Origin of the sequence: Leclercia sp. LTM14 (genome assembly GCF_023736175.1) — a bacterium.
GTDB classification, from domain to species: domain Bacteria; phylum Pseudomonadota; class Gammaproteobacteria; order Enterobacterales; family Enterobacteriaceae; genus Enterobacter; species Enterobacter barmai.
On record NZ_JAIKTT010000011.1, the window covers coordinates 26,372 to 52,519 of the forward strand.

General features: G+C 60.4%; 28 protein-coding genes and 2 pseudogenes. 6 read left to right on the top strand and 24 right to left on the bottom strand.

Annotation, left to right across the window (positions count from 1 at the left end):
- Positions 1–6 precede the first annotated feature (6 nt).
- On the top strand, positions 7–771 hold the full coding sequence (gene rsmJ, locus K5I40_RS19215) for a 16S rRNA (guanine(1516)-N(2))-methyltransferase RsmJ (RefSeq protein ID WP_039032468.1): 765 nt from the start codon (positions 7–9) through the stop codon (positions 769–771).
- A gap of 96 nt (positions 772–867) precedes the next feature.
- On the opposite strand, the gene uspA is transcribed toward rsmJ, so the two are convergent.
- Entirely contained in the window at positions 868–1,305 is a 438-nt protein-coding gene (uspA, locus tag K5I40_RS19220; protein ID WP_032615029.1) for a universal stress protein UspA, read from the bottom strand.
- 283 nt (positions 1,306–1,588) lie between these two features.
- On the opposite strand from uspA, the gene uspB reads away from it, so the two are divergent.
- Positions 1,589–1,924 (top strand): universal stress protein UspB, encoded by a 336-nt coding sequence (uspB, locus tag K5I40_RS19225; protein ID WP_032615027.1) that lies wholly within the window; start codon positions 1,589–1,591, stop codon positions 1,922–1,924.
- Positions 1,925–1,980: 56 nt separating this feature from the next.
- Here uspB and pitA read toward each other — a convergent pair whose 3' ends face one another.
- On the bottom strand, positions 1,981–3,480 hold the full coding sequence (gene pitA, locus K5I40_RS19230) for an inorganic phosphate transporter PitA (protein WP_039032469.1): 1,500 nt from the start codon (positions 3,478–3,480) through the stop codon (positions 1,981–1,983).
- 229 nt (positions 3,481–3,709) lie between these two features.
- Here pitA and K5I40_RS19235 point away from each other — a divergent pair.
- From K5I40_RS19235 to K5I40_RS19245, 3 genes and pseudogenes are all read left to right on the top strand, one after another.
- Positions 3,710–4,902: pseudogene (locus tag K5I40_RS19235) on the top strand (NAD(P)/FAD-dependent oxidoreductase).
- Between the two features lie 126 nt (positions 4,903–5,028).
- Positions 5,029–5,427 carry a potassium channel family protein gene (locus K5I40_RS19240; protein WP_139563790.1) on the top strand — a complete coding sequence of 133 codons (399 nt, stop codon included), beginning with the start codon at positions 5,029–5,031 and terminating at the stop codon, positions 5,425–5,427.
- A gap of 209 nt (positions 5,428–5,636) precedes the next feature.
- Entirely contained in the window at positions 5,637–6,608 is a 972-nt protein-coding gene (locus tag K5I40_RS19245) for a TerC/Alx family metal homeostasis membrane protein (RefSeq protein ID WP_251929816.1), read from the top strand.
- A 133-nt stretch (positions 6,609–6,741) separates the two neighbouring features.
- On the opposite strand, the gene K5I40_RS19250 is transcribed toward K5I40_RS19245, so the two are convergent.
- The 3 genes from K5I40_RS19250 to K5I40_RS19260 all read right to left on the bottom strand — a co-directional run bounded on the left by K5I40_RS19250 (position 6,742) and on the right by K5I40_RS19260 (position 9,207).
- Entirely contained in the window at positions 6,742–7,404 is a 663-nt protein-coding gene (locus K5I40_RS19250; protein ID WP_082019625.1) for an HAD family hydrolase, read from the bottom strand.
- A gap of 93 nt (positions 7,405–7,497) precedes the next feature.
- The gene (locus K5I40_RS19255) at positions 7,498–8,292 is read right to left on the bottom strand and encodes an SDR family NAD(P)-dependent oxidoreductase (protein WP_223075708.1); all 795 of its coding nucleotides are present in this window, start codon (positions 8,290–8,292) and stop codon (positions 7,498–7,500) included.
- Between the two features lie 54 nt (positions 8,293–8,346).
- On the bottom strand, positions 8,347–9,207 hold the full coding sequence (locus tag K5I40_RS19260) for a LysR family transcriptional regulator (protein WP_139563788.1): 861 nt from the start codon (positions 9,205–9,207) through the stop codon (positions 8,347–8,349).
- Between the two features lie 99 nt (positions 9,208–9,306).
- Between K5I40_RS19260 and K5I40_RS19265 the strand changes: the two genes are divergently transcribed.
- On the top strand, positions 9,307–9,813 hold the full coding sequence (locus K5I40_RS19265) for a phenolic acid decarboxylase (RefSeq protein WP_039032475.1): 507 nt from the start codon (positions 9,307–9,309) through the stop codon (positions 9,811–9,813).
- A 5-nt stretch (positions 9,814–9,818) separates the two neighbouring features.
- Here the strand turns inward: K5I40_RS19265 and acpT are convergent.
- The 19 genes and pseudogenes from acpT to K5I40_RS19360 all read right to left on the bottom strand — a co-directional run bounded on the left by acpT (position 9,819) and on the right by K5I40_RS19360 (position 26,072).
- Positions 9,819–10,399 (bottom strand): annotated as a pseudogene (gene acpT, locus K5I40_RS19270) (4'-phosphopantetheinyl transferase AcpT).
- Between the two features lie 2 nt (positions 10,400–10,401).
- Positions 10,402–11,631 carry a beta-ketoacyl-ACP synthase gene (locus K5I40_RS19275; RefSeq protein ID WP_223075707.1) on the bottom strand — a complete coding sequence of 410 codons (1,230 nt, stop codon included), beginning with the start codon at positions 11,629–11,631 and terminating at the stop codon, positions 10,402–10,404.
- A complete protein-coding gene (locus tag K5I40_RS19280; RefSeq protein ID WP_223075706.1) occupies positions 11,628–12,359 on the bottom strand; it encodes a 3-ketoacyl-ACP reductase FabG2 in 732 nt (243 codons plus the stop codon). Before K5I40_RS19280 ends, K5I40_RS19275 begins: the two co-directional genes overlap by 4 nt.
- Complete coding sequence (locus K5I40_RS19285) at positions 12,356–12,829, bottom strand: 3-hydroxy-fatty acyl-ACP dehydratase (protein ID WP_139563784.1); 474 nt, start codon at positions 12,827–12,829, stop codon at positions 12,356–12,358. Before K5I40_RS19285 ends, K5I40_RS19280 begins: the two co-directional genes overlap by 4 nt.
- The gene (locus K5I40_RS19290) at positions 12,829–13,992 is read right to left on the bottom strand and encodes a beta-ketoacyl-[acyl-carrier-protein] synthase family protein (RefSeq protein WP_223075705.1); all 1,164 of its coding nucleotides are present in this window, start codon (positions 13,990–13,992) and stop codon (positions 12,829–12,831) included. The genes K5I40_RS19285 and K5I40_RS19290 overlap by 1 nt, the downstream gene beginning before the upstream one ends.
- Before the next feature lies 1 nt (position 13,993).
- Positions 13,994–14,578, bottom strand: a complete 585-nt coding sequence (locus K5I40_RS19295; protein WP_375540657.1) for a DUF3261 domain-containing protein — start codon at positions 14,576–14,578, stop codon at positions 13,994–13,996.
- Entirely contained in the window at positions 14,578–16,893 is a 2,316-nt protein-coding gene (locus tag K5I40_RS19300) for an MMPL family transporter (protein ID WP_223075703.1), read from the bottom strand. The genes K5I40_RS19295 and K5I40_RS19300 overlap by 1 nt, the downstream gene beginning before the upstream one ends.
- Positions 16,862–17,467, bottom strand: a complete 606-nt coding sequence (locus K5I40_RS19305) for an outer membrane lipoprotein carrier protein LolA (protein WP_223075702.1) — start codon at positions 17,465–17,467, stop codon at positions 16,862–16,864. Before K5I40_RS19305 ends, K5I40_RS19300 begins: the two co-directional genes overlap by 32 nt.
- Entirely contained in the window at positions 17,464–17,886 is a 423-nt protein-coding gene (locus K5I40_RS19310; RefSeq protein WP_039032484.1) for a thioesterase family protein, read from the bottom strand. Before K5I40_RS19310 ends, K5I40_RS19305 begins: the two co-directional genes overlap by 4 nt.
- Before the next feature lie 3 nt (positions 17,887–17,889).
- Complete coding sequence (locus K5I40_RS19315) at positions 17,890–19,581, bottom strand: glycosyltransferase family 2 protein (protein ID WP_223075701.1); 1,692 nt, start codon at positions 19,579–19,581, stop codon at positions 17,890–17,892.
- Positions 19,572–19,925, bottom strand: a complete 354-nt coding sequence (locus tag K5I40_RS19320; protein ID WP_039032486.1) for a hydroxymyristoyl-ACP dehydratase — start codon at positions 19,923–19,925, stop codon at positions 19,572–19,574. The genes K5I40_RS19315 and K5I40_RS19320 overlap by 10 nt, the downstream gene beginning before the upstream one ends.
- On the bottom strand, positions 19,912–21,258 hold the full coding sequence (locus tag K5I40_RS19325; protein WP_223075700.1) for an AMP-dependent synthetase: 1,347 nt from the start codon (positions 21,256–21,258) through the stop codon (positions 19,912–19,914). Before K5I40_RS19325 ends, K5I40_RS19320 begins: the two co-directional genes overlap by 14 nt.
- Positions 21,251–21,826, bottom strand: coding sequence for a hypothetical protein (locus K5I40_RS19330; protein WP_139563778.1), 576 nt, complete (start codon positions 21,824–21,826; stop codon positions 21,251–21,253). Before K5I40_RS19330 ends, K5I40_RS19325 begins: the two co-directional genes overlap by 8 nt.
- A 6-nt stretch (positions 21,827–21,832) precedes the next feature.
- Entirely contained in the window at positions 21,833–22,087 is a 255-nt protein-coding gene (locus K5I40_RS19335) for an acyl carrier protein (protein ID WP_039032489.1), read from the bottom strand.
- A 13-nt stretch (positions 22,088–22,100) separates the two neighbouring features.
- A complete protein-coding gene (locus K5I40_RS19340; RefSeq protein WP_039032490.1) occupies positions 22,101–22,358 on the bottom strand; it encodes a phosphopantetheine-binding protein in 258 nt (85 codons plus the stop codon).
- Complete coding sequence (locus K5I40_RS19345; RefSeq protein ID WP_223075699.1) at positions 22,333–23,154, bottom strand: 1-acyl-sn-glycerol-3-phosphate acyltransferase; 822 nt, start codon at positions 23,152–23,154, stop codon at positions 22,333–22,335. The genes K5I40_RS19340 and K5I40_RS19345 overlap by 26 nt, the downstream gene beginning before the upstream one ends.
- On the bottom strand, positions 23,151–23,873 hold the full coding sequence (locus K5I40_RS19350; RefSeq protein WP_223075698.1) for a beta-ketoacyl synthase chain length factor: 723 nt from the start codon (positions 23,871–23,873) through the stop codon (positions 23,151–23,153). Before K5I40_RS19350 ends, K5I40_RS19345 begins: the two co-directional genes overlap by 4 nt.
- 58 nt (positions 23,874–23,931) lie before the next feature.
- Positions 23,932–24,993: a methyltransferase gene (locus K5I40_RS19355; protein WP_138370727.1), complete on the bottom strand. Its 1,062-nt coding sequence runs from the start codon at positions 24,991–24,993 to the stop codon at positions 23,932–23,934.
- Positions 24,994–24,998: 5 nt separating this feature from the next.
- On the bottom strand, positions 24,999–26,072 hold the full coding sequence (locus tag K5I40_RS19360) for an AI-2E family transporter (RefSeq protein ID WP_139563775.1): 1,074 nt from the start codon (positions 26,070–26,072) through the stop codon (positions 24,999–25,001).
- Positions 26,073–26,148 lie beyond the last annotated feature (76 nt).

A 26,148-nucleotide genomic window follows, 5' to 3' on the forward strand; every position in this document is an offset into this window, starting at 1 on the left:
TGATTCGTGAAGATTCATTTAGTAGATGAAACAGGCGCCGGAGACGGCGCCTTATCTGTTCTGGCGGCCCGCTGGGGGCTGGAACACGATGAAGAGAACCTGATGGCGCTGGTGATGACTACAGCGCATCTGGAATTACGCAAACGCGACGAGCCCAAACTCGGCGGCATTTTTGTCGATTTCGTCGGCGGGGCGATGGCGCACCGGCGTAAGTTCGGCGGCGGCCGCGGTGAAGCGGTGGCAAAAGCCGTGGGGATTAAGGGCAGCTATCTGCCGGATGTGGTGGATGCCACGGCGGGACTCGGGCGCGATGCCTTTGTGCTGGCCTCGGTGGGCTGTCGGGTGCGGATGCTGGAGCGTAACCCGGTTGTGGCTGCGTTACTGGATGATGGCCTGGCGCGCGGCTATGCGGACCCGGAAATCGGCGGCTGGCTCCAGGAGCGGCTGCAGCTGATCCACGCCTCAAGCCTGACGGCGCTGACCGACATCACTCCGCGTCCGCAGGTGGTCTATCTCGACCCGATGTTCCCGCACAAGCAGAAAAGCGCGCTGGTGAAAAAGGAGATGCGGGTATTTCAGTCGCTGGTGGGGCCGGATCTGGATGCGGACGGCTTGCTGGAGCCTGCCCGTCTGCTGGCAACGAAGCGCGTGGTGGTGAAGCGCCCGGATTACGCACCGCCGCTGGCGGATGTTGCGACGACCAATGCGGTGGTGACCAAAGGCCACCGGTTTGATATTTACTCCGGCACGCCGGAGGAGGGTGCGGCCTGATGCCCCTCACCCCAACCCCTCTCCCCATAGGGGCGAGGGGCTCGATCGTTCCCTCTCCCCTATGGGGAGAGGGCCAGGGTGAGGGGTATTTCCCACTTACTCGTCGTCTTCGTCGCGCAGCGGCACAATCAACATATCAACGTGCACGGTGTTAATCAGCTGGCGGGCTGACGACATCAGCTTGCTCCAGAAGTCCTGATGGTGGCCGCAGACCACCAGATCCATATCGTATTTCTTGATGGCATCAACCAGCACCTGGCCCAGATCGCCGCTGCCGCTCAGGGTTTCGGTGATCGGATAGCCGGCATTGGTGGAGAGTTCGGTCAGCGCCTGGTGGGTCTCTTCGGAGATACGCTTCTGCATATCCCCCAGATTCACGTCAATCAGGCCGGTATAGAGATCGGAGTAATTCACGTCCACGTGAATCAAGGAAACTTTCGCATTGTACGGACGCGCCATGGATACCGCTTTATCAACCAGCACTTTGCTCTCCGGGGAGAGGTCAACAGCGATCAGAATATGTTTATAAGCCATAGTGTTACTCCTTCCTTAAGTTATCGATGACCAATGCGTGTAGCAGTCGTCTACCTGCTTTCATTACGGCCCAGTTAAACAAAATTATCAAGCATTGGTGTTGATAACGATTAACCTTGTGGCAAAAAAATTAACGGATCTCCTACACTATTGAATAAGCCGTTCGGATAATAAAATGTGAAGCCGATCCGCTTTTGAGTCTCTCTTTCACTGAACCGTCTGTCAGGGCATGGGTGCGGTAGTCCCGAAGCGTTGCTTCGTGGGCGGACGCCGGGGAGGAAGTATGATTAGCACCGTCGCATTGTTTTGGGCGTTATGTGTGGTTTGCATTGTGAATATGGCGCGTTATTTCTCATCCTTGCGCGCGCTGTTAGTGGTACTGCGTGGCTGCGATCCGTTGCTTTATCAATATGTGGACGGCGGGGGCTTCTTCACCTCGCACGGGCAGCCCAGCAAACAGATGCGCCTGGTGTGGTATATCTACGCCCAGCGCTATCGCGATCATCATGATGATGAGTTTATCCGTCGCTGTGAACGCCTGCGTCGTCAGTTCATTCTGACCAGCGCGCTGTGCGGCCTGGTGGTGGTGAGCATGATTGCTCTCCTCATCTGGCATTGAGCGCAAAAAAAAGCGGGCCAGTTACCTGACCCGCTCTTATCGTTATCTGCCTGCGATTAGATGAATTGCAGGGAGATCCAGTACAGACCGCCAGACAGCAGAATCGATGCCGGCAGGGTAAATACCCAGGCCATCAGAATGCTGGTTACGGTTTTGCGTTGCAGACCGCCGCCATCAACCAGCATGGTACCCGCCACGGATGAAGAGAGAACGTGGGTTGTGGATACCGGCATACCGGTGTAGCTGGCCAGACCGATAGAGACTGCCGCCGTCATCTGAGCGGACATCCCCTGGGCATAGGTCATGCCTTTCTTACCGATCTTCTCGCCAATGGTTGTCGCCACGCGACGCCAGCCAACCATCGTACCCAGACCCAGCGCCAGTGCGACCGCCATGATGATCCAGATAGGTGCGTACTCGATGGTGTTCAGCATGTCCACTTTCAGTTTCTTCAGCAGACGTTGGTCGTCAGAAGAGACTTCAGGCAGCTTAGACACTTTATCAGTCACGTCGGAGATGCACAGCATGATGCGACGCATCTGGCCACGCTGCTCTGGAGTGAGCTTGTCGTAGCTTTCGACGTCCGTCAGCATGCCTTTAGCGCGCTCCAGGGCATTGATCGCATTGGCCGGGTGGCAGTGGAACTCGCCTGGGGCGGTGGTTGCACCTGCTTCCGGAGAAGGGATCAGCTGATCAACGCCGGTCGCTTTTTTCAACAGATCAGGACGCTGCTGGAAATAGGTTTCAACGTTGTTAATGGCGTCACGGGTACGGGTAATTTCGTAACCGGTAGCATTCATATTCACCACGAAGCCAGCAGGTGCCACGCCAATCAGCACCAGCATCACCAGACCGATGCCTTTCTGACCGTCGTTAGCGCCGTGAGAGAAGGCCACGCCGATAGCAGAGATGATCAGGGCGATACGCGTCCAGAATGGCGGCTTTTTCTTACCGTCTTTCTTTTCACGCTCGGCTGGCGTCAGGTGGATACGGGCACGTTTTTTGGTGCCGCTCCAGTAACGACGCAGCAGGAAGATTAAACCACCCGCCACAACCAGACCGACAATCGGGGAGATAATCAGTGAACCGAAAATACCCAGAACTTTAGGGATGTTCAGCGCGTCCACCACAGACGTACCGGTCATCAGCGCATTGGTTAAACCAATCCCGATGATAGCGCCGATCAGCGTGTGAGAACTGGATGCTGGCAGGCCGAAATACCAGGTACCGAGGTTCCAGATAATTGCAGCAAACAGCAGAGAGAACACCATAGCAAGGCCATGGCCGGAGCTGACATTCAACAGCAGATCCGTTGGCAGCATATGCACAATCGCGTAGGCTACGCTCAGACCCCCCAGAAGAACGCCAAAGAAGTTAAACACCGCAGCCATCACTACCGCAACCTGCGATCGTAATGCCCGAGTGTAGATAACCGTTGCGACTGCGTTCGCAGTGTCATGGAAGCCGTTAATCGCTTCGTAGAACAATACAAAGGCCAGAGCAAGCAAGAGTAAAAGCCCGGTATGTAAATCCAGGCCGGCAAACAAATGTAGCATAGGACGTTACGCCATCTTGAGGACATGAACGCGGCGCATTATCCAGGACAAATGCGCAACGGGCAAAGTGAAATATAGCTTTTTTTTGATTTGCCTACTGACATAAGCGTAGCAGTAAAAGAATTATTTTTTAGATTTCAATTAAATGAATGAAATTGCAGATCTTTGCGCTGGTGCGTTTCTTGAGGAAACTTTACAATTCGCGCCCCCAAAACAGGAGGATCGAGACGTGGAAAAGTATGATGCCATCATTATTGGCGCCGGTGCGGCAGGTTTATTCTGTGCGGCGATGGCCGGACAGGCAGGGCGCCGGGTTCTGCTGCTCGATAACGGCAAAAAACCAGGCCGAAAAATCCTGATGTCGGGCGGCGGGCGCTGCAACTTTACTAACCTTTATATCGAGCCTGCGGCTTATCTGAGCCAGAACCGTCATTTTTGCAAATCTGCGCTGGCACGTTATACCCAGTGGGACTTCATTGACCTCGTAGGGAAACACGGCATCGCCTGGCATGAGAAAACGCTGGGGCAACTTTTTGCGACGATTCTGCGCAACAAATCGTCGATATGCTGGTGGCGGAGTGTGAAAAAGGCGAGGTTACCCTACGACTGCGCAGCGAAGTGCTGGAAGTGGCGCGAGACGATGCGGGATATACCCTGCAACTGAACGGTGAAACCGTGAGCGCCGAAAAGCTGGTGATCGCCAGCGGCGGGCTCTCGATGCCGGGACTGGGTGCGACGCCGTTTGGCTATAAAATTGCCGAACAGTTTGGCCTGAAGGTTTTGCCCACCCGCGCCGGGCTGGTGCCCTTCACCCTGCACAAACCGCTGCTGGAACAGCTGCAGACGCTGTCCGGGGTCTCTGTACCTTCGGTTATCACTGCCGAAGACGGGACGGTGTTCCGTGAGAATCTGCTGTTCACCCATCGCGGCCTCTCTGGTCCGGCGGTGCTGCAAATCTCCAGCTACTGGCAGCCGGGCGAGTTCGTCACCATCAATTTAGTACCGGATTGCGATCTGGAGAGTTTCCTCGACGAGCAGCGCGCGGCACACCCTAATCAGAGCCTCAAAAACACCCTGGCGATGCAGCTGCCGAAGCGGCTGGTGGAGTGTCTGCAACTGCTGGGGCAGATCCCTGACGTATCCCTGAAGCAGCTCAACACCCGCGAGCAGCAGGCGCTGGTCGACACCTTAACCGCCTGGCGCGTACAGCCGAACGGCACCGAAGGCTACCGCACCGCGGAAGTGACGCTGGGCGGGGTGGACACCAACGAGCTCTCCTCGCGCACCATGGAAGCGCGCAACGTGCCGGGACTCTACTTTATCGGCGAAGTGATGGACGTGACAGGCTGGCTGGGCGGCTATAACTTCCAGTGGGCGTGGGCCAGCGCCTGGGCCTGCGCAGAAGCGCTGGCGGAGAAGTAGTCCCCCGGCGCAACTATTGCCCCTTTTGTTTCATCCACATCCGCTACACTGCATCTCAAACGTGCCTTTATCCTGCGCCCTGTTCTGCTGAACAGGGCGTATTTCGTTGCCAGCAGAGAGTGTGATATGCAGCTTGTCAGCATCATTATCCTGATTAACCTGACGGTAATCATTCATTCCATATGGATGTTTTTTGTCCTGAAAGTCATCAACCTGAATGTGGAATCGGTTATCCGCATTGTGTTTCGCAATATCGCCATCATCATGACCGCGCTATTCGCCCATCTGCTTGAAGCCGGCCTGTTTGCCGCCTTTTATCGCTATGTGGAGGCGTTTTCTGACTGGAATACCAGCCTCTATTTCTCGCTGGTCAGCTACGCTACGGTGGGGTACGGCGACGTCACCTTGCCGGAGCACTGGCGGCTGATCGGCGGGATAGAAGGACTGACTGGCGCGCTGATGGTTGGCTGGTCGGTGGCGGTGCTGGTGGCCGTCCTGCAGCGGCTGCGCGGCATGAGCCAGTAAAGCGCCGATGGCAGAACCTCCGCATTGTGAGGTAAAGTACACTCCCTCACGCAGGGTTATGCGTTTTAAGGGAGAAGCCGGTAAACGGTCCCCCTTTTTCTTCACTGGCCTCGCCAGTCTGCATGGTGTGTATTTTGTCTTCAAAAAGGGTTGTCTATGTCATCTGCTCATCTCGTTTCCCGACGGAAACCGTTGTTGTTTTTGTGGTGATGGCTGTCGGGGCGATGTTTATCGACCTCTTCATGCATCGCCATGACAAACCAATTTCACTAAAAAGTGCCTCGTTGTGGTCCCTGTTCTGGGTGATGATGGCGATGGCGTTCGCCGGGTTCCTCTACGTTCATCACGGTGCCGAAGTGGCGAGCCTGTTCCTCACCGGTTATGCGCTGGAAGAGGTGCTCTCCGTTGATAACCTGTTCGTGATGATGGCGATCTTCGCCTGGTTTGGCGTGCCGGATCAGTATCGTCACCGGGTGCTTTACTGGGGGGTGATCGGCGCTATCGTCTTCCGCGGTATTTTCGTTGCCATCGGTACCAGCCTGCTGAGTCTCGGGCCTTACGTCGAAGTGGTCTTTGCCCTGATTGTGGCCTGGACGGCGGTGATGATGCTCAAGCGCGGCGAAGAGCAGGACGAGATCGAGGATTACTCCCAGCATCTGGCCTATCGCGCGGTAAAACGCTTCTATCCGATCTGGCCAAAAATCACCGGTAATGCCTTCCTGCTGAGCCAGAAAGAGGTGGACGCCGAGCTGGAAAAACCCGAGAACCAGGACGTGATGGTTGGACGGGTGAAGAAGGCGAAGCGCTACGCCACGCCGCTGCTGCTTTGTGTGGCGGTGGTTGAGCTTTCAGACGTGATGTTCGCCTTTGACTCCGTACCGGCGATCATCGCCGTCAGCCGCGAGCCGCTGATTATCTACAGCGCCATGATGTTCGCCATCCTCGGCCTGCGTACCCTCTATTTCGTGCTGGAAGCGCTGAAGCAGTATCTGGTGCATCTGGAGAAAGCGGTGATCGCGCTGCTGTTCTTCGTGGCCTTTAAGCTCGGCCTGAACGCGACGGATCACTTCTGGCATCACGGCTACGGCATCGGTGCCACGGCGAGTCTGCTGGTGGTGTTGGGCGTACTGGCAGCGGGGATCGTGGCGAGCCTGCTGTTCCCGGGGAAACGGGAAGCCTGAGTTTTTTGCCCGGCGGCGCTGCGCTTGCCGGGCCTACGGAGGGTGGTTTTGCCCGGCGGCGCTGCGCTTGCCGGGCCTACGACGGGATATGCAGTTGTAGGCCGGGTAAGGCGAAGCCGCCACCCGGCATGGTTTACGGCTTGATAGGTGAATTACGACGCGCGCGCGGCGGATGGAAATGACGCCAGTGCGGATCCTGCGCCGCTGCCAGCAGCTCGTGATCGCCACGGGTGTCGCCCCAGGCGCGCACGTGATAGTTGGTCAGGCTGCCGTAGACGTGCTCAAGCCGCGCCACCTTCTGCGCACAGCGGCAGTTATGGCCGGTGATCCGCCCGGTCAGCTTGCCGTTTTTCACTTCCAGCTGGGTGCCAATCAGTTTAATGCCGAGCTTGTCGGCCCACGGCTGCAGCACCAGCGCCGGGGAAGCGGAACAGATCGTCACTTCCGCACCGGAGTTCACCTCCGCCGCGACCGCCAGCACGCCCTGCGGGCGCATCAGTCTGTCCCAGTACTTTTCGCAGAACCGCTCGGCCTGCTCGCGCAGCCAGTGCTCATCCACGCCGGTCAGGAAGGTTTTGATCAGCACCTCTTTCAGCTCGTCGCGGGTCAGCTTGCGGCGCACGCAGTGAATGGTAGGCAGGGCCATCCGCACCAGGCGACCGGCAAAATAGCGTTTACCGAACGCAAAGCGTAAAAACGGAATAAAGCTGTCGTGATGGGTCAGCGTACCATCAAAGTCGAACACGGAGAGGACGCGGGATTTCGCCACGGCCTCATCGGCAATCATATTGGTCATAACAGGGTCTTAGCGTAAAGAGACATTCTGCCCTCAGTTTACCTGCTTTAGCGGCAGATGCCACCCGCCAGCGGACGGGCGGCCTCTGGCGGGCTAGATGATGTCGTCCACCACGCCGCCATCCACGCGCAGCGCCGCGCCGGAGGTGGCGGATGCCTGCTGGGAACAGACGTAAACCACCATGTTCGCCACTTCGTCCACCGTGGCGGCCCGCTGGATCACCGAGCTTGGGCGGTTGGCCATCACGAACTCTTTCGCCAGCGTCTCCAGCGACTTGCCGGTTTTCTCTATCTCTTCTTTCATCATCTCCGCAAAGCCGTCCGACATCGTCGGGCCAGGCAGGACACTGTTGACGGTGACGCCGCTGCCGGCGACAAATTTTGCCAGCCCGCGCGCCAGCGACAGCTGCGCGGTTTTGGTCACGCCGTAGTGGATCATGTCTGCGGGAATATTGCAGGCCGACTCTGAGGAGATAAACACCACCCGGCCCCAGCCTTTTTGCACCATGCCGGGCAGCAGGGCGCGTGAGAGGCGCACGCCGGACATCACGTTGGTTTGCCAGTAGTTATTCCAGGTCTCATCGTCGGTGGCGTAGAAATCCTGGGGTCCGTAGATCCCGGCATTATTGACGAGGATATCAACCCCCGAAGCCACCTTCAGCAGCGCGTCCACCCCCTCAGCCGTACTGAGATCGGCAATCGCCGCCCGCACCTGAACGCCGGGGATCTGCTGTTGTAGCTGCTGGATGCCCCGGTTGACCGAGTCGATGCTGCGTCCGTTAACAATCACCTCTGCGCCACTTTCCGCCAGCCCTCTGGCGATGGCGAAGCCAATGCCGCCGGTGGAGGCGGTCACTAACGCCACTTTCCCCGTAAGATCGATTTTCACGGTCTGCTCCTTGTCATATTTGAAGTTCAGACCGTTAAGCGTAGCAGTTCACCTCTACGACGGCTGTCTGAAGAGGTGCAGTAAGGTTTCAACCTGTTCGTCGAGCGGGGCGAGCGTGCGTTTTACAATCAGATGCAGCGGTGTCGCACGGCGCGTGCCATGGGTCAGGGGCACTGTTTTCAGCACACCGCTTTCCAGCTGCTGCTGAATTCGCTCTTCCGGTAGCCAGCCATACCCCACCTGATACATCACCGCATCGATAGCGGCATCAATGGTGGAGAAGGTCCAGGCTTCGCCGCCGGGAGGCGCGGCGTAATCCTGCCCGGCGATCTGGATGAGTGGCCAGGGGCGTAGCATTTCATCAGTGAGCGGCGTGCCGTGTTCAAACAGTGGATGCTCCCGATGCGCCACGGCGACAAAATCGATATTCATCAGCCATTCGCCGCGCCCGGTCACATCCTGGCGGCGGGTTAGCACCATCACGTCGGCTTCGCTCTGGTTCAGCGCCTCACCGGTGTTCTCAAGTATTTCAGTCAGATGCACCTCGGTTTGCGGATAGCGCTGTTGAAACTGGCGCAGAATGGCAAACAGATGACGGCGAGGGAAAATGCTGTCCACCACCACATCCAGTCGGGTACGCATCCCGTTGCGCAGCGTCGCGGCGCGAGTCTCCAGCAGGGTAAAAGCGTTCAGCAGCGGTTTAACCTGATTTAACAGCAGCTCCCCTTCCGGGGTCAGCACCGCCTTACGCCCCACCTGAACCAGCAGCGACACGCCCAGCCGCTCCTGTAACAACGCCAGGTTATAACTGACGGAGGACTGGCTGCGATGCGTCTCCTCTGCGGCGCGGGCAAAGCTGCCCAACTCAACGACGCGTTCAAGCAGTGACCACTGCTCAAGGGTAGTTTTGTGCATAACTCATCTGATTTTTGAATGAATTTGATTAAATCATAGCGTTATTCATCCATTTTTTGCAGGCGTAAGATGGGCTCATTGAAATAGAGGAGAAAAACTATGAGCCATTTTGATAAACATGATTTGAGCGGTTTCGTCGGCAAACATCTGGTCTACACCTACGACAACGGCTGGAACTACGAGATTTATGTCAAAAACGAGCAGACCCTCGACTACCGTATCCACAGCGGGATCGTGGCAAACCGTTGGGTAAAAGATCAGCAGGCTTATATCGTTCGCGTGGGCGAGAGTATTTATAAAATTTCGTGGACTGAACCGACCGGTACCGATGTGAGCCTGATTGTGAACCTCGGCGACAGGCTGTTCCACGGCACTATCTTCTTCCCGCGCTGGGTGATGAATAACCCGGAAAAAACCGTCTGCTTCCAGAACGATCATATTCCGCTGATGGTCTCTTATCGCGAGGCGGGCCCGGCCTACCCAACCGAGGTCATTGATGAGTTCGCCACCATTACTTTTGTGCGCGACTGCGGTGCCAATAACGATGCTGTCATTGACTGTGCTGCCAGCGAGCTGCCGGCAGACTTTCCGAATAATTTGAAATAAGCAGGTTACAGAACCCGCAGCGCGTCGTTATGCAGGGTGAAGGGGGTCGGGGTACAGACCGCGAGACTCAGTTCGCCGTACTGAAAATGGCTGACGCTGAGCGCTGAAGGAAAGGTGCTGTCGATACTGACAATCTGCCAGGCGCTGCCGCCGCGCTGTTTGACGATAGCCTCTTTGCGCGTCCAGATGCGCCAGAAGGCCGACAGTTTTGCCTCAGGCAACTCCCGCTCCAGCTCGTCATGTTCGGCGACGCTAAAGACGGCATTGGCCAGCGCCTGCCAGTTATCCCGCGGGCGGATCACTTCGATATCGCAGCCCACTTCGCCCTCGTCGCTTAGCAGCAGGGCAATATCATCCCCGCTGTGGCTCAGGTTGAACCAGTATGGCCTGGCATCGACAAACGCCGGTTTGCCCTGTTCACCAAAGACAATTTCCGGTACCGGGGCGGGGGATAAGGCCCGGGCGAGCAGCGTCCGCCCGGCCAGCCAGGGGATGCGGCGCGCGCCTTCGGCGCCTGCTCAGAAAGCGCTGACGCCAGAGGGTCAGCGCTGAGGGTAGAAATCTTTCCCAGAAGGAACTGGTACATAGTCACGCCCAGCGTTTAATGATGATGGAGGTATTAATGCCGCCGAACGCGAAGTTATTGCTTTGAAGGTATTCGCAGTCAAGGTGACGGACTTCCCCCATAATATAATCTAACGCGCCGCATTGCTCATCCGGTTGTCTTAAATTGACGGTGGGCGCGAACCAGCCCTCGCGCATCATCTGCAGACTCATCCACGCCTCCAGCGCGCCGCAGGCCCCCAGGGTATGGCCGAAATAGCTCTTTAATGACGAGATCGGCACGCTGTTGCCAAACACCGCGGCGGTGGCCTGGCTTTCGGCGATATCCCCCCGGTCGGTGGCGGTGCCGTGCGCCGAAATATAGCCGATATCCTGCGGGCTTAGCCCGGCTGACGTCAGCGACTTCTCCATGCAGATCTGCATGGTTTCCCGCTGCGGCTGGGTGATATGCGCCGCGTCGCAGTTGGTGGCGAAGCCCACTATCTCGCCGTAGATGGTGGCACCACGCGCCTTCGCATGCTCCAGCTCCTCCAGGATCAGGGTGCCCGCCCCCTCGCCAATCACCAGCCCGTCGCGCTGGATATCGAAGGGCGACGGCGTGGATTGCGGGGCATCGTTACGCTGGCTGGTGGCGAACAGGGTATCGAATACCGCCGCTTCCGACGGGCAGAGCTCTTCGGCCCCGCCTGCCACCATCACCGTCTGATAGCCGTGGCGGATGGCCTCCCACGCATAGCCAATCGCCTGGCTACCGGAGGTACAGGCGCTGGAGGTGGGGATCACCCGCCCGCGCAGGCCGAAGAACAGGCCGGTATTCACCGCCGTGGTGTGCGGCATCATCTGCACGTAGGTGGTGCCGGTGATGTTGTTGGTGTGCTTCTCGGTGAGCATGGTGGCAAATTCGCTGACCGGGCCGGTGCTGCCGGTGGACGAACCGTAGGCAATGCCGGTTTCACCCTGGGTGAGGATCGGATCGTCAATCAGCCCCGCCTGCTCCAGGGCCAGTTCGGTGGCGCGGGTCGACAGCAAAGAGACGCGGCCCATGGCGCGGATGCGCTTGCGGGTGTAGTGCTCCGGCAGGGTAAAATCATCGATCGGTGCGGCCAGCAGGGTGTGCAGACCCTCATAGATCGTCCACTCCGGCATCCTGCGTACCGCGTTTTTATACTCCCGTAAGCGGGCCGCCACCGACCCCCACGACTCCCCGAAGGCGGTGACGCCGCCCATGCCCGTGATCACCACCCGACGCGTCATAACATTCCCCCGTTAATGGAGATAACCTGGCGGGTCACATAGCCCGCGATATCCGACATCAGGTAGCTGGCAAGGCCGGCCACCTCGTCCGCCTGACCCATCCGTTTCATGGGGATGCTGGCCATCGCCTCTTTCAGCGCGGCCTCTTCCATCTCGATCATCCCGGTATCAATCAGACCGGGCGCGATGCAGTTTACGGTGATTTTTCGCTTCGCCAGCTCAACCGCCAGGGCTTTGGTGGCCCCGATAATGCCCGCTTTTGCCGCGCTGTAGTTCACCTGGCCGCGATTGCCCATCACCCCGGACACCGACGACAGGGTGATGATCCGCCCGCCCTGACGCGCGCCAATCATCGGCATCATGCAGGGGTGAATGACGTTGTAAAAGCTGTCGAGGTTGGTGTGGATCACGCTGTCCCAGTCATCTTCGCTGAGCGCCGGGAAAGCACCGTCCCGGGCGATCCCGGCGTTGCTCACCACGCCATACCAGGGGCCGTTGGCCGCCATATCCTGCTCCAGCACCTCGCGACACTGCGCCCGGTTGCCCACGTCAAACGCCAGCAGACGCCCGCTGCCGCCAGCCTGCTTGATAGCTTCAAGGGTGGCCTCTGCGCCTTCAGCGTCGCGGTGGTAGTGCACGCCGAGGGTAAACCCGTCCGCGGCAAGTTTCAGGGCGATAGCCCGGCCAATGCCTTTGCTGGCGCCGGTAACCAGAACGGAACGACTCATTGACTCACTCCCGTCTTAAACAGTGAAGCTAACTCCTGCTGGCTGGGCTGGAAGGTGTTCACCCGCCCGGTGGCCAGGGTGGAATCATCAAGGGTGATGGCGCACTCGAAGCTGCTGAAGCGCTCATCCTCCATCAGCAGGGTGGCGGTGACGGTTAACGCGCTGCTGGCCGGAAAAAGCCCGGCGGCGCAGACCAGTTCCCGCGCCCCCAGCACCATGCCCAGCGTGCTGCTCTGCAGGCCCTTCTGCTCACGGTGCCAGCCAGACCAGATGCCCACCGTCTGGGCCATCAGCTCAAGGGCGTACCAGCCGGGCAGATCGCCTGCGGTATTTAAAAACGGCGCCAGTACCCCCTGCGGGCTGACGGTAACGCGGCAGACGGCGGATTCAGCGGTGACGCTCTCCACCGACTCCAGCAGCAGCATGGGGGCATCGTGGGGCAGGTACGCTGCCGGGGCTAAATAACTCATCACACTCTCCCCAGCAGGATGCTGGCGTTATTGCCGCCAAAGGCGAACGAATTAGACAAAATCACCCCTTTTTTCAGCGCGGTGGGCTGATGCAGTACGCCGCACGCGGCGAGGGTCGGGTCCGGCGCATAGCGGCTGAAATCCTGGGCGGGCAGGGGGAGATCGCGGGTCAGGATGAGCCAGCTTAGCGCCGCCTCGGTGATCCCCGCCGCCCCCAGGGTATGCCCGGTTAAATGCTTGGTGGAACTGCAGGGCACCGCCTCGCCAAACAGGTCGTGGATCACCTGAGATTCAATCTGGTCATTGAGCGGCGTTGCCGTGCCGTGCAGATTGATATAGCCCACGTCATCCGGCTTCAGCCCGGCTTCGTTCAGCGCCTGGCGGATGGCGCTGATGGCCCCTTCGCCCTGGGGATGCGGGGCAGAGATATGGTACGCATCGCTCGACTCGCCGCTGCCCAGCAGCGCCACGGGCTGCGGCTCCCGGGTGAGCAGCATCAGGGCCGCCGCTTCGCCAATGGTGATCCCCCGGCGCTCAAGGCCAAAGGGCTCGCACAGCGTGGTGGAGAGCGATTCGAGGCTGTTAAAACCATTCACCGGCATCCTGCTCAGCGTATCTGCGCCGCCAACGATAGCGACATCCACCAGCCCGGCGTCAATCAGCCGACGCCCGCTGATGATGGCCCGCGCGCTGGAGGAGCAGGCGGTGGACAGGGTAAAGGCCGGGCCGTCCAGACCGAGCCAGTTCGCCAGAAAGCGCGACGGATCGCCCAGCTCCTGCTGCGCGTACCGCCAGTGGCTACTCTCTTCGCCGCTGTGCGACATGCGCACGTGCGCGTCGCCCTCGTCGAGCCCGGAGGTGCTGGTGCCCATCACCACCGCCACCCGGTCGCGACCGTAGCGGGCAATGGCCTCGTCAACGGCAGGCTGGATCTGCGCCAGCGCCGCCAGCAGCAGCTGATTGTTACGCGAGCGATGGGTGGCAAAGCTGTCCGGGATCGCGGACAGCTCGCCGTCGACGCCCCCCAGCACCGCATCCTGCCCCTGCAGCCAGCCGCTGCGCGGGCGCATGCCGGGGGCGACGCCGCGCGTCAGGTTAGCGGCAATCTCGTCGGGAGAGTTGCCCAGGGCGTTGATCAGGCCAACGGCAGAAATGTAGATCATCTCAGTCATCCAGATATTGAATGGTGATGTGGTAATGGAACACATGCTGTTCGATGCTGATCGGCTCGCGCTTGCCTTTGCGCTGCAGGTAGACAATCTCCGTCACCAGCCTGCCGTCGGCATTGCGCAGCTCACGCCGGTCGCCTTGATCCTTTAACGTCCAGCCTTGTGGCAACTGCGGCAGCCAGGCGCTGACCGGCCAGTGGCTCAGCATCACGTCCGCAAGCACCTGGCTGGCCGGAGGCAGTTCTGGCGCAACAATCGACTGTTCAGTATGGATGCCCGTTTCATTATAGGTGGCGAGGAACAGACGGATACCCACCGACGACAGCCCGGCCAGCGTGACCTTCTGCGCGTCGGCATTCAGCATCACCAGCAGCGACTGGGTTTTGCCATTAACGCTGGCGGTCAGCAGCTGCTGGGAGCTTAGCGCCGGGGTAATGCCCGGCGGCGGCAGCGTGACCCGGGTGCCCGGCTGGAGCCAGGCCTGCGGGCGGGTATCGTCACGCTCTTGCGAATTATGGCTGCAACCGGCCAGCAGCAGCGCGCCGATCAGGAGGGCGGCGCGGTAAAAAGGGGTGATCATCATGTTCTCTCTTTTTTGTCTGGCATCGCCAGCGGGGCCAGCAGAAAGGCGGTGAAAATCCCGCTGACCAGCACGATCCCGAAACTGCTGATGGCCTGCGTGGCGCTGAAGACCAGCATGCCGAGGGTCAACAGGGTGGTCATCATCGCCAGGGTGATGGCCAGCATCGAGGTCAACGGCGTGCCGCGCGGGTTGTTGAAGAATAGCGTGTAGTTGATGCCGATGCCGAGGACCAGCACCAGCGCCAGAAGCGAAAACAGGTTAACCGGATGGCCCGTTAGCGCCAGCGCGGCCAGGCCGCAGCCCAGCGACAGCAGGGAGGGCACCAGGGTGATTAGCCCCTTGCGCCAGCCGAGTCGCAGCATCGCGCCACAGGCAATCACTCCCAGCGCGACGGCCAGCAGGCCGGTCAGCACGTTGCGGTAGAGGGCAAACAGGCTGTCGAAACTCGCCTTGCGATCCACCCACACCACCCCCGGATGCTGCTCTGCCAGCTTGCCCAGCGCCGGGCTGTTTTTCACCCCATCCACCGGCACCAGCACGCCGCTTTCGCCGTTGGGCAGGGTGAGCCACAGCAGACGCCAGCCTTCACTGGCGGGGCTGGCAAGCCAGGTTTTGACGTCCACCGGCATCGGGCGCAGATCTGGCGATACGGCGGTCAGCCCGGCGCTTTGCAGTACCTTGATGACCGCCGGGGCCGCCTGACGCAGCAGGGCCAGATCGCGCGCCTGCTGCGCCCGCGAGTTCAGCGGCAGGCTGCGCCAGGATTTAAGCTCACCCGCCTGCTGCGCCCGGGCCAGCGCCGGGGTAAAGGCCTCCAGCCGCTCCAGCGTCTGCTGGGCCGAGTCGCCATGCACCACGAACCATTTTTGATCGACGCCCTGGCCGGTAAGCGCCGTGATGGCTTTCTCCTGGGCGAGGATATCCTGCGGCAGGGCCTGAAGCTGGGCGATATCATCATCGATGTGCAGCGTAGCGATCCCTGCTACCGCGACAAGCGTAAGCGCCACCGGCAACCCTACCGACAGACGTCGGTCGCGCCATGCCGCCAGCCAGCGCCGCATCGGGGTTTCCAGCGGCACCGGGCGCACCGGTAAGCCGCGACAGAGCCACGGATGCCAGAAGATCGCCGTCAGGCATGAGGCACTCAGCCCCGCGGCGGCAAACACCGCCATCTGGCGAATGCCCGGGAACGGCGCCAGCATCATAATGAGATAGGCCGCCACGGTGGTAAGCAGCGCCAGCAGCAGGGCGTTGCGCACCTTTACCAGGCTCTGCCAGGGTGAATGTTGATCTCCGTGAACCATCCGCTCGGTCAGGTAATAAAGGGTGTAATCCGCCGAGATGCCGATGATGCTCATGCTCATCACCAGGGTCATCAGATGCAGCTCGCCAGAGAGCAGCAGGGTCGCCACCGTCCCCGCCAGCGCGCCAATCGCGATGGAGAGCAGGCACAGCAGGAGCGGGCGCAGGGAGCGGAACACCGCCACAATCAGCAGGATCACCCCGAGGATAGTGGCTACGCCGAGCGTGGAGATGTCCCGTTTCGCCTGCTGGCTGGCGTAGTCGCTGTAAAACGCCGTCCCGCGCGACAGCAGCTGCGCCTGCGGGTAGTGCGTTTTGAGCTGGCCTTCGAGGTCGTGGAGAGTGGTCACCAGCTGGTGGGTTTGCTGCATATCGAACGACGAACCGGCCAGCTCGCCGTGCAGCAGATACCAGTAATTTCCGGCCTCGTCTTTGGTCACCAGCCAGCCGTCCATCAGCCGCAGCTTCTGGCTGTTTTGTGAAAGCGAAAGCTGCGAGCCGCGCATCAGCATCAGCGGGTCGTTTTGCAGCTCTTTGCCGCTCACCCCGGAGAAAGCCGAATACAGCTGGGACAAAATCCACTGGGCCTGCGCTTCGCCGCCGTTTTGCAGCCGCGCGCGGGTGGCGGGGTCGATCAGGCCGTTACGGTGCTGCCAGAAGAACTCGCCCCAGGCCTTCTGCCCGGCGGCGTCCATCGGCCCTTTCACCTCGCGCAGGGAACCTGACTGCTGCAACAGGCTCAGCCACTGCTGGGCCACCTGCGGGTCGGGCCGTTTGCCGGGGCTGACCAGCCACACCAGCTGCCTGTCGAGGCGTTCGATAAAGCCGTCGTTCAGGGCCGGGGGGATCGCCCCGAGGCTCTGTTTGGGCAGCATCGCCAGCACGCTGCTGTTGAGCCGCGCCCCGGGCAACAGCGTGAGCAGCACCCCCAGCAGCGCCAGGCAGATCAGCGCCCACGCCAGCGCCGGGCGACGGGAATTACGGTGCGGCAAAGCGTTGGCGTTCGGCATCGGTCAGGCTGGCGGGCGTGAGCTGGTGGCGGGATAGGGTGATATCGGTGCGGTCGCCCTGCTTGTCGTTCAGCACAATGGACTCGAGGTAGGTCGCGCCACCCAGATCCATCGAGGCGAAAATCTTGTCCAGCGGCGTGGTGGTGGGGGTCAGCACTAGCGACCAGCGACCGTTGCCAGCGTCTTTAAAGTCGATGCGGAAGTTCTCCTCCAGCACCTTGCGATCGGCCTGGAACAGGGCGCGCAGCAGGTGGTTGAACTGGAACATCTGCGGGTTATTGTCGGCGGTGATGGTCTGCGGCGGCTGTCCATTGATGGTCTGCACCATCCGTTTATCGTCCAGCAGCAGCGTCATCGGAAAGGGCGCTTTTTGATCCCACAGCAGGCCGTTATCCCGGGCGATCAGCAGCTCGCCGCTGGAGCGCAGCGGCTGGGGCAGGTCCTTGATGGTGCGGGTCTGCTCAAAGTGGGCGCGGACCACCGGCTGTTCGGTAAAGCGTTGCTGCAGCTCATCCAGCGTCACGGCGCTGACCCACGGGCTGACCAGCAGGGCAAGCAGGGGTAACCACTTCATGGCGTCACTCCCATGCGCTCGAACAGCACGGCCGGGCTGACAAAGCAGAGCTCGCGGCTCTTCTCCTCCACCGCCACCTGAATGGTGTAGCCGGTGGTGGTTCGCTTGCCACTGGCGGCGTCAAAAATCTGATAGACAATGCGCAGGCGGTTCTCGAACTCGTCGATATGGGCCCGGACGCGAATACGTTGCTCAAAGGTCAGGACATCGCGGTATTTCACCCGGGTATCCACCACCGGCCAGAGATAGCCGGACGCTTTCATCTGGCGATAGCCATAATCGAACTGGTTGAGCAGGGCCTCGCGGGCGACCTCAAAATAGCGGAAATAGTTGCCGTGCCACACCACGCCCATCATATCGACGTCGTGAAACGGTATGGTCAGCTCTACTTCAGTGGTAAAGCGGGGATCGGTCAGCACCCTTTACTCCTTCTCTTTGGCATCCGGCAGACGCCAGAAATCGAAAAAATTAAACCAGTCGAGCGGGGCCTGCAGGGCATAGTGCTCCAGCCGCTTAGCATAGCGGTCGACGGTCTGCTGTAGCGCCTGCTGGCGCTCGCCGCGCGGTAACAGCAGCGGATCGGCAAAGTCTTCGCAGTGGATATGCAGCTTCTGCTGCTGGCGCAGGGCGAAGATCAGCACCACCGGGCAGCGCATCAGCGAGGCGAGGATAAACGGCCCCTCGGGGAACGGCGCGGGCTGGCCCATGAATTCGCTCCACACCACGCGCCAGTTGCCGCCGCGCTGCGGATCGACGGCGATCCGATCCCCGACGATCGTTACCCACTCCCCGCGATCGATCTTCTCTTTCAGCAGGATGGCGGTTTCCGGGCCGATGTCGGTCACCGGGATCAGGTTCAGTCCGGCCTGGGGGGCCATCTCCTGCATGATCTGTTTGAAACGCTGGGCGTTATCGCTGAACACCAGCGCATTGACGGTTTTGCCCCCTTTGATCTGGGCCAGGGCGCGGCACGCCTCGACATCCCCGAGATGGGAGGCCAGCAGCAGCTTGCCCTGCGGCACGGTCAAATCGAGCTTTTCCCGGGCGCCCGGCGCAAAAAGTATGTCCCGGTCCAGTTTGAGTTCGCCCTGCCAGCTGGCGACTTTGTCCAGCATCGCATTGCCAAAGCGCATGAAGTGGAAAAAGCTGTTCAGGCGTGCGGGCTTTGGCTGCTGGCGCTGGGCCAGCGTCTCGCTCACCCGGGCGATCCACTGCTGCGAGGCCTCGCGCGCCGGACGGGCGGTAAGCCAGTAGACGGCAATCACCGGCCACAGCAGAAGGGTAAAGGCCCGGCGGCCCAGCAGCTGCCAGACCCGCAGCATCAGGCGCATGCCGTACAGCCCTTTCACCTCCTGCTGCTTCGCCCAGTGCTGAGTGCGGCGGCGGAACAGCAGAGAAGGGATGCGCGGCAGCATGCCGCAGAACAGCCGGGTGTGCATCCACGAGATACGCAGGTTGTCGTGCAGGGCATCGAAATGGGAGACGCCATTCTCGGGGTAGGTCACCCGGGTGGGCAGGAAGTAGCTGGTATTGCCCTGCCAGTAGAGGCGGACCATCACTTCGGTGTCAAAATCCATCCGCTTGCCAAGGGGCACGCTGTTTACCAGCTGTAGCGTGGGGGCCACCGGGTAGACCCGAAAGCCGCACATGCTGTCCTTAAGCTGCAATGACAGGGTTTCGATCCACACCCAGACGTGGGTGACCCAGCGGCCATACAGGCGCGAGCGGGGGATCGAGTCATCAAAGATTGGCTGGCCGGAGATCAGCGCCGTCGGGTGGCGTTCGGCCAGCGCCAGCAGCCGGGGAATATCCTCCAGCGCGTGCTGTCCGTCGGCATCCACCTGCACCGCATGGGTAAAACCGGCCCCGGCGCAGACCTTCAGGCCGCGGATCACCGCCGCGCCTTTGCCGCTGTTGTGCGTCAGTCGCACCAGCGTCATCTGCGGATCTTCGGCGGCCAGCCTGTCCAGTTCCTGACGGGTGCTGAGGTCGCTGCCGTCATCCACCACAATCACCGGCAGCTGATAGGGCGCCAGGCAGGCCAGCACGCTCGCCATTGTCGCCCCGTGGTTGTAGCAGGGGATCAGGATGCAGGGGCGGAAGGTTAACGGCACAGGCGAATCTTCCCGCTGCTGGCCGTGTGGCGCGCGTCGCCGTCATGGCGCTGATAGCTGAAGGTGAGCATCTGGCGCTCCGCGTTCCAGTCGAGGAGCAGCGTCACGGTGGCGTCAGGCAGCAGCGGTGCCTGGAACTTCACGTTCTGAATGCTGTGAAAACGGTACTCCGGAGCCAGCAGGGTGGTGGCGTAGTGCATCACCCAGTCGAGCTGGGCCACGCCCGGCAGCAGCGGCTGCACGGCAAAATGGCCCTGGAACCAGAACAGCGCCGGGTCGAGGTGCAGGACGATCTCAAGATGCTGAGGTTGTGCCTGATGGCGCCCGATTTCATGGATCTTCATGAAATAACTCCTGTAACTGCGCATAGACACGCTTGTTCATACTGTTCACCGGCATCTCATCAACAATGCGCCAGTAGCGGGGGATGGCGACCGGCTCAAGCCACGGCCGCAGGGCGCGTCGCCAGGCGAGGATCTGTGCTTTACTGCTGCGCTGGCGAGCGGCGTCGCTCAGGACCAGCAGCACGCCAATCCCCTGTCGTCCGCCGCGGGTCACCGGCAGCGCCGCCGCCTCGCGGATGCCGTCCAGCGCCAGCAGACGCTGCTCGATCTCATTGAGCGAAATGCGCTTCTCTTCGATTTTCACCACCCGGCCCCGGCGGCCGACAATGCTGAACTGGCCATTATCGGCAAACTGCAACCTGTCGTCGAGCAGCACGCCGTCCGCATCAATCAGCGGGGAGGTGATGCGCAGGGCGTCATTATCGCGGGTAAATATGACACCCGGAAAAGGCTGCCAGAGATCCGCCTCCGCCTGACGATAGCGCCAGGCGAGAACCCCGGTTTCGCTGCTGCCGTAAATTTCATCCGGCCACAGCCCCAGCCAGCGCTGGGTTTCGCAGGCTGCTGCCCATTCCAGCACGCCCCCGGCCGAAACCAGCACCGCGACCGGCGGCGGAGCAAGCTGTGGATCAAGCCGCTTCAGAAACGCCGGACTGCTGATGAACAGGTAGCGCTTATCGCCCTCCAGCGCCGCCAGCTGCTCGGCGTAGGCGAGCATCCCTGTGTGTAGTACCAGCCCCAGCGCCATCGGCAGCACGATACGAAACGTCAGGCCGTAAAGATGCTGCGGCACCACCGAGGAGACAACAGAGCAGCCCTGAATTCGCTCCCCGAAGCGGGCCGCCAGCAGGCGGGCTTCCTGGTCAAGCTGGGCGATGGTTTTGCCGATCCGCTCGGGCACCCCGGTCGAGCCAGAGGTGAACAGTTCGATAACGCGGGCGTCATCAATAAGCGGCAGCGGCGTGAAGGTGGTGGCACGGCGACAGGCAGAGCTGACCACCAGCAGGGGACCACTGACGTTAAGCGTTCTGTCGCTCAGCACGCCGCTGAACAGCGCCTTTTGTTCGTCGAGCTGCGATTCGCGGCTGTGGCCGGGCAGCACCGGGGTTTTGCCCGCGTGCAGGGTCGCCAGCAGGGCGACGATAAACAGATAGCTGTCGTCAAAGCAGAGCGCCCAGCGCTCGCCTTCCTGCTGCTGTAAACGAGCCATCAGGGCGTGGACGTCGTAGCGCAGCTCCCCCAGCGTCCAGCGACGCTCGCCGGACCAGGCGACAGGGGTGTCGTCCGGGCGGGGGGCGTTCAGCCACTGGTTCAAAGGCAGAGGGTTATGCATCTTTTTTGATCCGCTGACGTACCAGCCACTCGCATGCCATTAAGGTTCCCATCAGGATGTAGGCGATCATGCCGTTCCACAGCGTCCAGAGCCGCATATCCCCGTGCAATACGGTGAACAGCGCCACGCTGCCGTTAAAGATGAAAAAGCCGCACCATACCCGGGTCACAACGCGGGTATAGCGCACCCCGGCAGGGGGTAAGTTGGGTTCACGCAGGCGCGCCAGCCGCTCGACCAGCGGCATCGCCGTCCACAGCGAGCCGCCAAACACCGCCAGCATCGCGAGGTTCACCACCACCGGATAGAGCAGCAGCCAGTGGTGCGCCTTCAGCAGGTAGCTGGCCGCGCACAGGGCGATGCCCACCAGCGCCACGCTCTGGATGACATAGCGCAGCGGCCCGGCGTTGCGCCGCGCCTGGTAAAAACGGCACAGCAGCAGGATGGCCATCAGCGGTAACAGCCAGTGCAGGTTGTTGTGCGTCAGCCCAAAGCCCACCAGAAAGGGCCAGCCGAGCAGCATCAGCCCCGTCAGCAGCGGGATCGCCGGAAATGACTTGCCGCCACGCATGAGGTATCAGGCTTCGCGCAGCAGTTTTTCTACCGCATCCACCACGTCCTGCACGGTACGCACCGACTTGAAGGTTTCCGGTTTGATGCGGGCACCGGTGCGCTTCTGCAGGTGCACCACCATGTCGACGGCGTCGATGCTGTCCAGCTCAAGATCTTCGTACAGGCGCGCCTCAGGGGTGATGTCATCGGGCGCAACTTCAAACAGGGTGATCAGCAGGGAGGTCACTTCCTGATAAACGGATTTTTGTTCAGTCGTCATGTTCAGTTCAATCTCAGGCGCGTTGGGCAGTAATGAAAGAGGCCAGGGTGGCAACGGAATAGAAGTGCTGACGCATCTCTTCGCTTTCGGCAGATAACACCACGCCGTACTGGTTTTTTACCGCCAGACCCAGCTCAAGGGCATCGATCGAGTCGAGCCCCAACCCATCGCCAAACAACGGGGCATCCGTATCGATATCCTCTGCGGTCAATTCGTCCAGATTCAGGGTCGTAATAATAAGATTTTTAATTTCCAGGTAGAGCGCTTGCATCATTAATTCCTGACAAAGATTGAAGACCGGCTGTTAAGCGATGCTGCAGGTGCCGGTTGAGCTGTCTGGCCGCCAGAGCGGGCTCCTGAACTGCTGCATCGTAAAAATCATTAATATTCACCCGTTCACGGACATCGACCGTGAAAAAGGGTTTGTTCGGCGGTATGTCATACCACCGGCTCTGTTTATCGAGCAGATGCTCGCTGCAGTGGATCAGTACCAGCCGCAGGTCGCTGGCGCACCGCACCGCAATGTTCGCCGCGCCGCGCTGCAGGGTAATGGCTTTTCCCGCCTGCGTGCGCGTCCCTTCCGGGAAGATCAGCAGGGTGTCGCCCTGGCTCAGCCGCTGCTGACAGGCGCTTAAGAGCGTGTCGGCCTCGCTGTTGATCAGGTAATCCGACGCCCGGATCGCCCCGCTGAGAAAGGGGTTGCGCAGCAGGGCGCCTTTCACCAGGCAGTCGGTTTCCGGCATCACCGAGGCGATAAGCACGTAGTCGATCAGCGTCGGATGGTTCGCCACCACCAGACAGCCGCGCTCCTGGCGCAGCACGTCGAGATTGTCGAAGCGGTAATCCAGCACGCCGAGCGCGCGCGCCACGGTTAAAAACGTCCGGAAGCTGGCGGCAATGCTGCGTCGGGCGAGGCGACGACGACGGGCGCGATCCCGCTGGACCAGGTTCAGCAGGTTGAACCACACCAGGGACAGCAGCAGCCCGCCCACGCCAAACAGCACGAAGCACAGACCGGTCATCACCAGCCGCCAGCCGCGGCTCAGCGCCGCCCGGACGGCGTTCATGCCCGCGTCCACTGCCACCGCAGGCGCTCGCCGGGCACCGCAAACTGCGCATCGTCACCCAGGTAGTGGCGCAGGAACAGCAGGCTCTGCGGCAGGGGGAGCTCTTCGTCGCAGCGGGCAGGGCGGGTTTCGCAGCTCAGGTCGTTACCGGCCTCGATAACCAGCGCCAGGGCATAGGGCCAGGCGGGCATTTGCTCTGGAAGCGAAGGGCGGTAAAAGTCGGGCAGGGCACCGTCGAAATCCACCATCAGCACTCGCTTATACCCGGCATGCAGCAGGCTCAGCACCTCGCACAGCCCCTGCTGGAAGGTGTCCATTCCGGCGGAGAGCGACGAGGAGACAATCGGCTGATGCGCGGCAATGGTGAGATTGCCCACCGCGGAGTTGTGCACTGACATGGCGAAGTCGGTGGGGGAGACATCCTGCCCGGTCGCCAGGGCGTGCAGGAGACGATAGTTACGCTCCAGCTCGCCATGACGGCTGGTGTAGACCACGGCGTCGATAGCGTGCTTTCGCACCATCGCCATCCCGCACTCCACCGCCAGCTTGCTGCCTGAACTCAGGCGGCGGGCGGTCATCATCGGCAGTTCGGACAGTTTGGCCTGCGGCGCAGCAGGATCGATGGCGTGCAGACCCTGTGACCATGCCTGCCACTGACTGGCATCACAAAGGCCTGGCGCTCTGGCTTGCCAGTCGAGAATGTTAAGTGCAAATTTCATCTGCGCGCGTCCGCGAAAACCCGTCATCCGGTAGCGCCGCCAGGATCAGGCGGCGTTATTAGTCATTTTTCTGGCAAATCAACAGGGTGTGGCCCACCCCGAGATTGTCATGCCGCTCTTCTACCCGGAATCCTGCTTGTTCCAGATAGTGATAAAATTTCTCTGCGCTGTAAAAACGGCTGTTGCCGTTCGCCATACAGGTGAAATAGAGCGAGGTGGCGTTCAGGCTGAAGGCGGCCGCTTCGAATCGCTGCACATCCCAGAACAGTTCCAGAATGCACAGGCGGGCACCCGGCTTCATCACCTTCGCCACGTTGCTCAGCAGGGTCACAATCCGATCGGGAGAGAAGCAGTCCAGAAACTGGCTCATCCACCAGACATCAGCGTCATCCGGCAGAGCAGCGTCGCTAAGCATATCGACAGGATGGAACCCAATACGATGAGATAATCCTGCTTTTGCGATATTTTCCTGGGCCAGTGCAATTTGCTGCGGCAGATCGAGCAGCGTAACGGCGACATTTTCATCGTATCTACAGCAGCGTAGCGCCCATTTACCCGTATTGCCGCCGACATCGTACAATTTTGTCGGCTTGCTTGCGAATATAAGGGGCAACGCGGCGTCGAATGCGCCGTCGGAATAGAAGTGATCGAACGCAAACCAGCTCCGCCGCGCCTGGTCGGGCAGGGCAGAGAGCGCCGGATAAATGGTCGGCCAGTCGCCAAAGACCGCAAGCCCCGCCGGTCTCTCCGCTTTCAGGGAGTCGGCAAGGTGAAACAGCCCCTGGTAGCAAACGTCCTGGGTGAAATCCATGTTTACGCGGGTCATGCTGTCGTGCAGCAGATAGTGGCCGATTTTCGCCAGATAGTAGCGGCCGTCGCTGTGGGTCACTATCCGCCCGCTTAACCCCATATCCAGCAGAACCCCGACGCCATAGTCGCCGAGGGTGCTGTTGGCCACGATCTCCTCAAGCGTCGCGCCGCGCTGGCCCTGTTGGTCCAGCCAGGCGAGTACCCCGGAATTACGCAAGCAGAGCGCGGTCTGGAACAGCATCGGGGCAAAGGCGATACGTTGCGCTTCAGTGATAGCCTCAAGCGCGCTGAGGCTGTCTTTTTCGTACATGAATGTTATCCCGGTAGCCTGCTTTTCGGTCTGCCTGGCCCGAGCAGGATCGCCAGTTTGCTCCCGCCCTTGGTGGTCTCCATCCAGATCTTACAGACGCTGGTGAGCGGCACGGACAGTAACATTCCTACCGGGCCGAGTAACCAGCCCCAGATCAATAACGACAGAAATACTACCAGAGTGGACATCCCCAGCCGGTGGCCCATCATGCGCGGCTCGACGATATTGCCCAGTACCATGTGGACCACCAGGAACAGCGCGCCCACCATCATGCATTCGTAAAAACCGTTAAACAGAAACGCCTGAATCATCGGCGGCACGGCGGAAATCACCGCCCCGATGTTGGGAACATAGTTAAGCAGGAAGGCCAGCACGCCCCACATCAGGGCAAACTGTACCCCCAGCAGCGCCAGCCCCAGCCAGACGATGGCCCCGGTCCACAGGCTTAACAGCGTTTTCAGCGCCAGATAGTGGGAAACGCCCTTCAGCGCGCGGTGTAAACCGGCGATATGGATCTGCGGATTATTGAGGGCGAAACGCATTTTGTACGGCACGTGGCGCACTTCAAACAGCATAAACACCACGGTCATCACCAGCAGCAGGATGCTGGCCATCGCCCCGGACAGCTGGGTCATCAGCGCCGTGGCAAAGGTCATCACCTTTTCCGAGTCCATCCGTCTCAGCATGCGCTCCGGGGAGATATGCAGGTTGAGGAACGGGAACATCTGCTGCAGATCGACAATCTTGCGCGTCAGCTCTTTGTTGTATTTCGGCAGCATGGCGGCAAATTCATTGAGCGAGGCCGCCAGCACCCCAAACAGCGCCGTCAGGCCAATCAGCATCACCAGCACCACAATGGTGATGGCGACAGGGCGGCTCACCCCCCGGCGCAAAAACCAGGTGACGAGAGGGTTAAGGACGATGGCGAAAAAGAGCGCCAGCAAGAGCTGTACGAGAATATCTGCTGCGGCGTGAATGCCTGCCAGGATAATGACCAGACAGGCCAGCTTCATCAAAATATGGAGACCCGCTTTATCAGTGGGCGGAAGACCCGTTTTATCGGGTGGTGTGATGATCATGGTTTTCCTCTTATAAGATGCTCATAAGTGTAGTGCGCGCGCGGCGCTTCGGCTGACGCTGTTATTCTTAAAGTCG

Coding starts and splice junctions, on each gene's coding strand:
- uspA (WP_032615029.1), bottom strand. CDS start 1,305: ATGGCTTATAAACATATTCTGATCGCTGTTGACCTCTCCCCGGAGAGC.
- uspB (WP_032615027.1), top strand. CDS start 1,589: ATGATTAGCACCGTCGCATTGTTTTGGGCGTTATGTGTGGTTTGCATT.
- pitA (WP_039032469.1), bottom strand. CDS start 3,480: ATGCTACATTTGTTTGCCGGCCTGGATTTACATACCGGGCTTTTACTC.
- K5I40_RS19240 (WP_139563790.1), top strand. CDS start 5,029: ATGCAGCTTGTCAGCATCATTATCCTGATTAACCTGACGGTAATCATT.
- K5I40_RS19245 (WP_251929816.1), top strand. CDS start 5,637: ATGGCTGTCGGGGCGATGTTTATCGACCTCTTCATGCATCGCCATGAC.
- K5I40_RS19250 (WP_082019625.1), bottom strand. CDS start 7,404: ATGACCAATATGATTGCCGATGAGGCCGTGGCGAAATCCCGCGTCCTC.
- K5I40_RS19260 (WP_139563788.1), bottom strand. CDS start 9,207: ATGCACAAAACTACCCTTGAGCAGTGGTCACTGCTTGAACGCGTCGTT.
- K5I40_RS19265 (WP_039032475.1), top strand. CDS start 9,307: ATGAGCCATTTTGATAAACATGATTTGAGCGGTTTCGTCGGCAAACAT.
- K5I40_RS19275 (WP_223075707.1), bottom strand. CDS start 11,631: ATGACGCGTCGGGTGGTGATCACGGGCATGGGCGGCGTCACCGCCTTC.
- K5I40_RS19280 (WP_223075706.1), bottom strand. CDS start 12,359: ATGAGTCGTTCCGTTCTGGTTACCGGCGCCAGCAAAGGCATTGGCCGG.
- K5I40_RS19285 (WP_139563784.1), bottom strand. CDS start 12,829: ATGAGTTATTTAGCCCCGGCAGCGTACCTGCCCCACGATGCCCCCATG.
- K5I40_RS19290 (WP_223075705.1), bottom strand. CDS start 13,992: ATGATCTACATTTCTGCCGTTGGCCTGATCAACGCCCTGGGCAACTCT.
- K5I40_RS19295 (WP_375540657.1), bottom strand. CDS start 14,578: ATGATCACCCCTTTTTACCGCGCCGCCCTCCTGATCGGCGCGCTGCTG.
- K5I40_RS19300 (WP_223075703.1), bottom strand. CDS start 16,893: ATGCCGAACGCCAACGCTTTGCCGCACCGTAATTCCCGTCGCCCGGCG.
- K5I40_RS19305 (WP_223075702.1), bottom strand. CDS start 17,467: ATGAAGTGGTTACCCCTGCTTGCCCTGCTGGTCAGCCCGTGGGTCAGC.
- K5I40_RS19320 (WP_039032486.1), bottom strand. CDS start 19,925: ATGAAGATCCATGAAATCGGGCGCCATCAGGCACAACCTCAGCATCTT.
- K5I40_RS19325 (WP_223075700.1), bottom strand. CDS start 21,258: ATGCATAACCCTCTGCCTTTGAACCAGTGGCTGAACGCCCCCCGCCCG.
- K5I40_RS19330 (WP_139563778.1), bottom strand. CDS start 21,826: ATGCGTGGCGGCAAGTCATTTCCGGCGATCCCGCTGCTGACGGGGCTG.
- K5I40_RS19335 (WP_039032489.1), bottom strand. CDS start 22,087: ATGACGACTGAACAAAAATCCGTTTATCAGGAAGTGACCTCCCTGCTG.
- K5I40_RS19340 (WP_039032490.1), bottom strand. CDS start 22,358: ATGCAAGCGCTCTACCTGGAAATTAAAAATCTTATTATTACGACCCTG.
- K5I40_RS19345 (WP_223075699.1), bottom strand. CDS start 23,154: ATGAACGCCGTCCGGGCGGCGCTGAGCCGCGGCTGGCGGCTGGTGATG.
- K5I40_RS19350 (WP_223075698.1), bottom strand. CDS start 23,873: ATGAAATTTGCACTTAACATTCTCGACTGGCAAGCCAGAGCGCCAGGC.
- K5I40_RS19355 (WP_138370727.1), bottom strand. CDS start 24,993: ATGTACGAAAAAGACAGCCTCAGCGCGCTTGAGGCTATCACTGAAGCG.
- K5I40_RS19360 (WP_139563775.1), bottom strand. CDS start 26,072: ATGATCATCACACCACCCGATAAAACGGGTCTTCCGCCCACTGATAAA.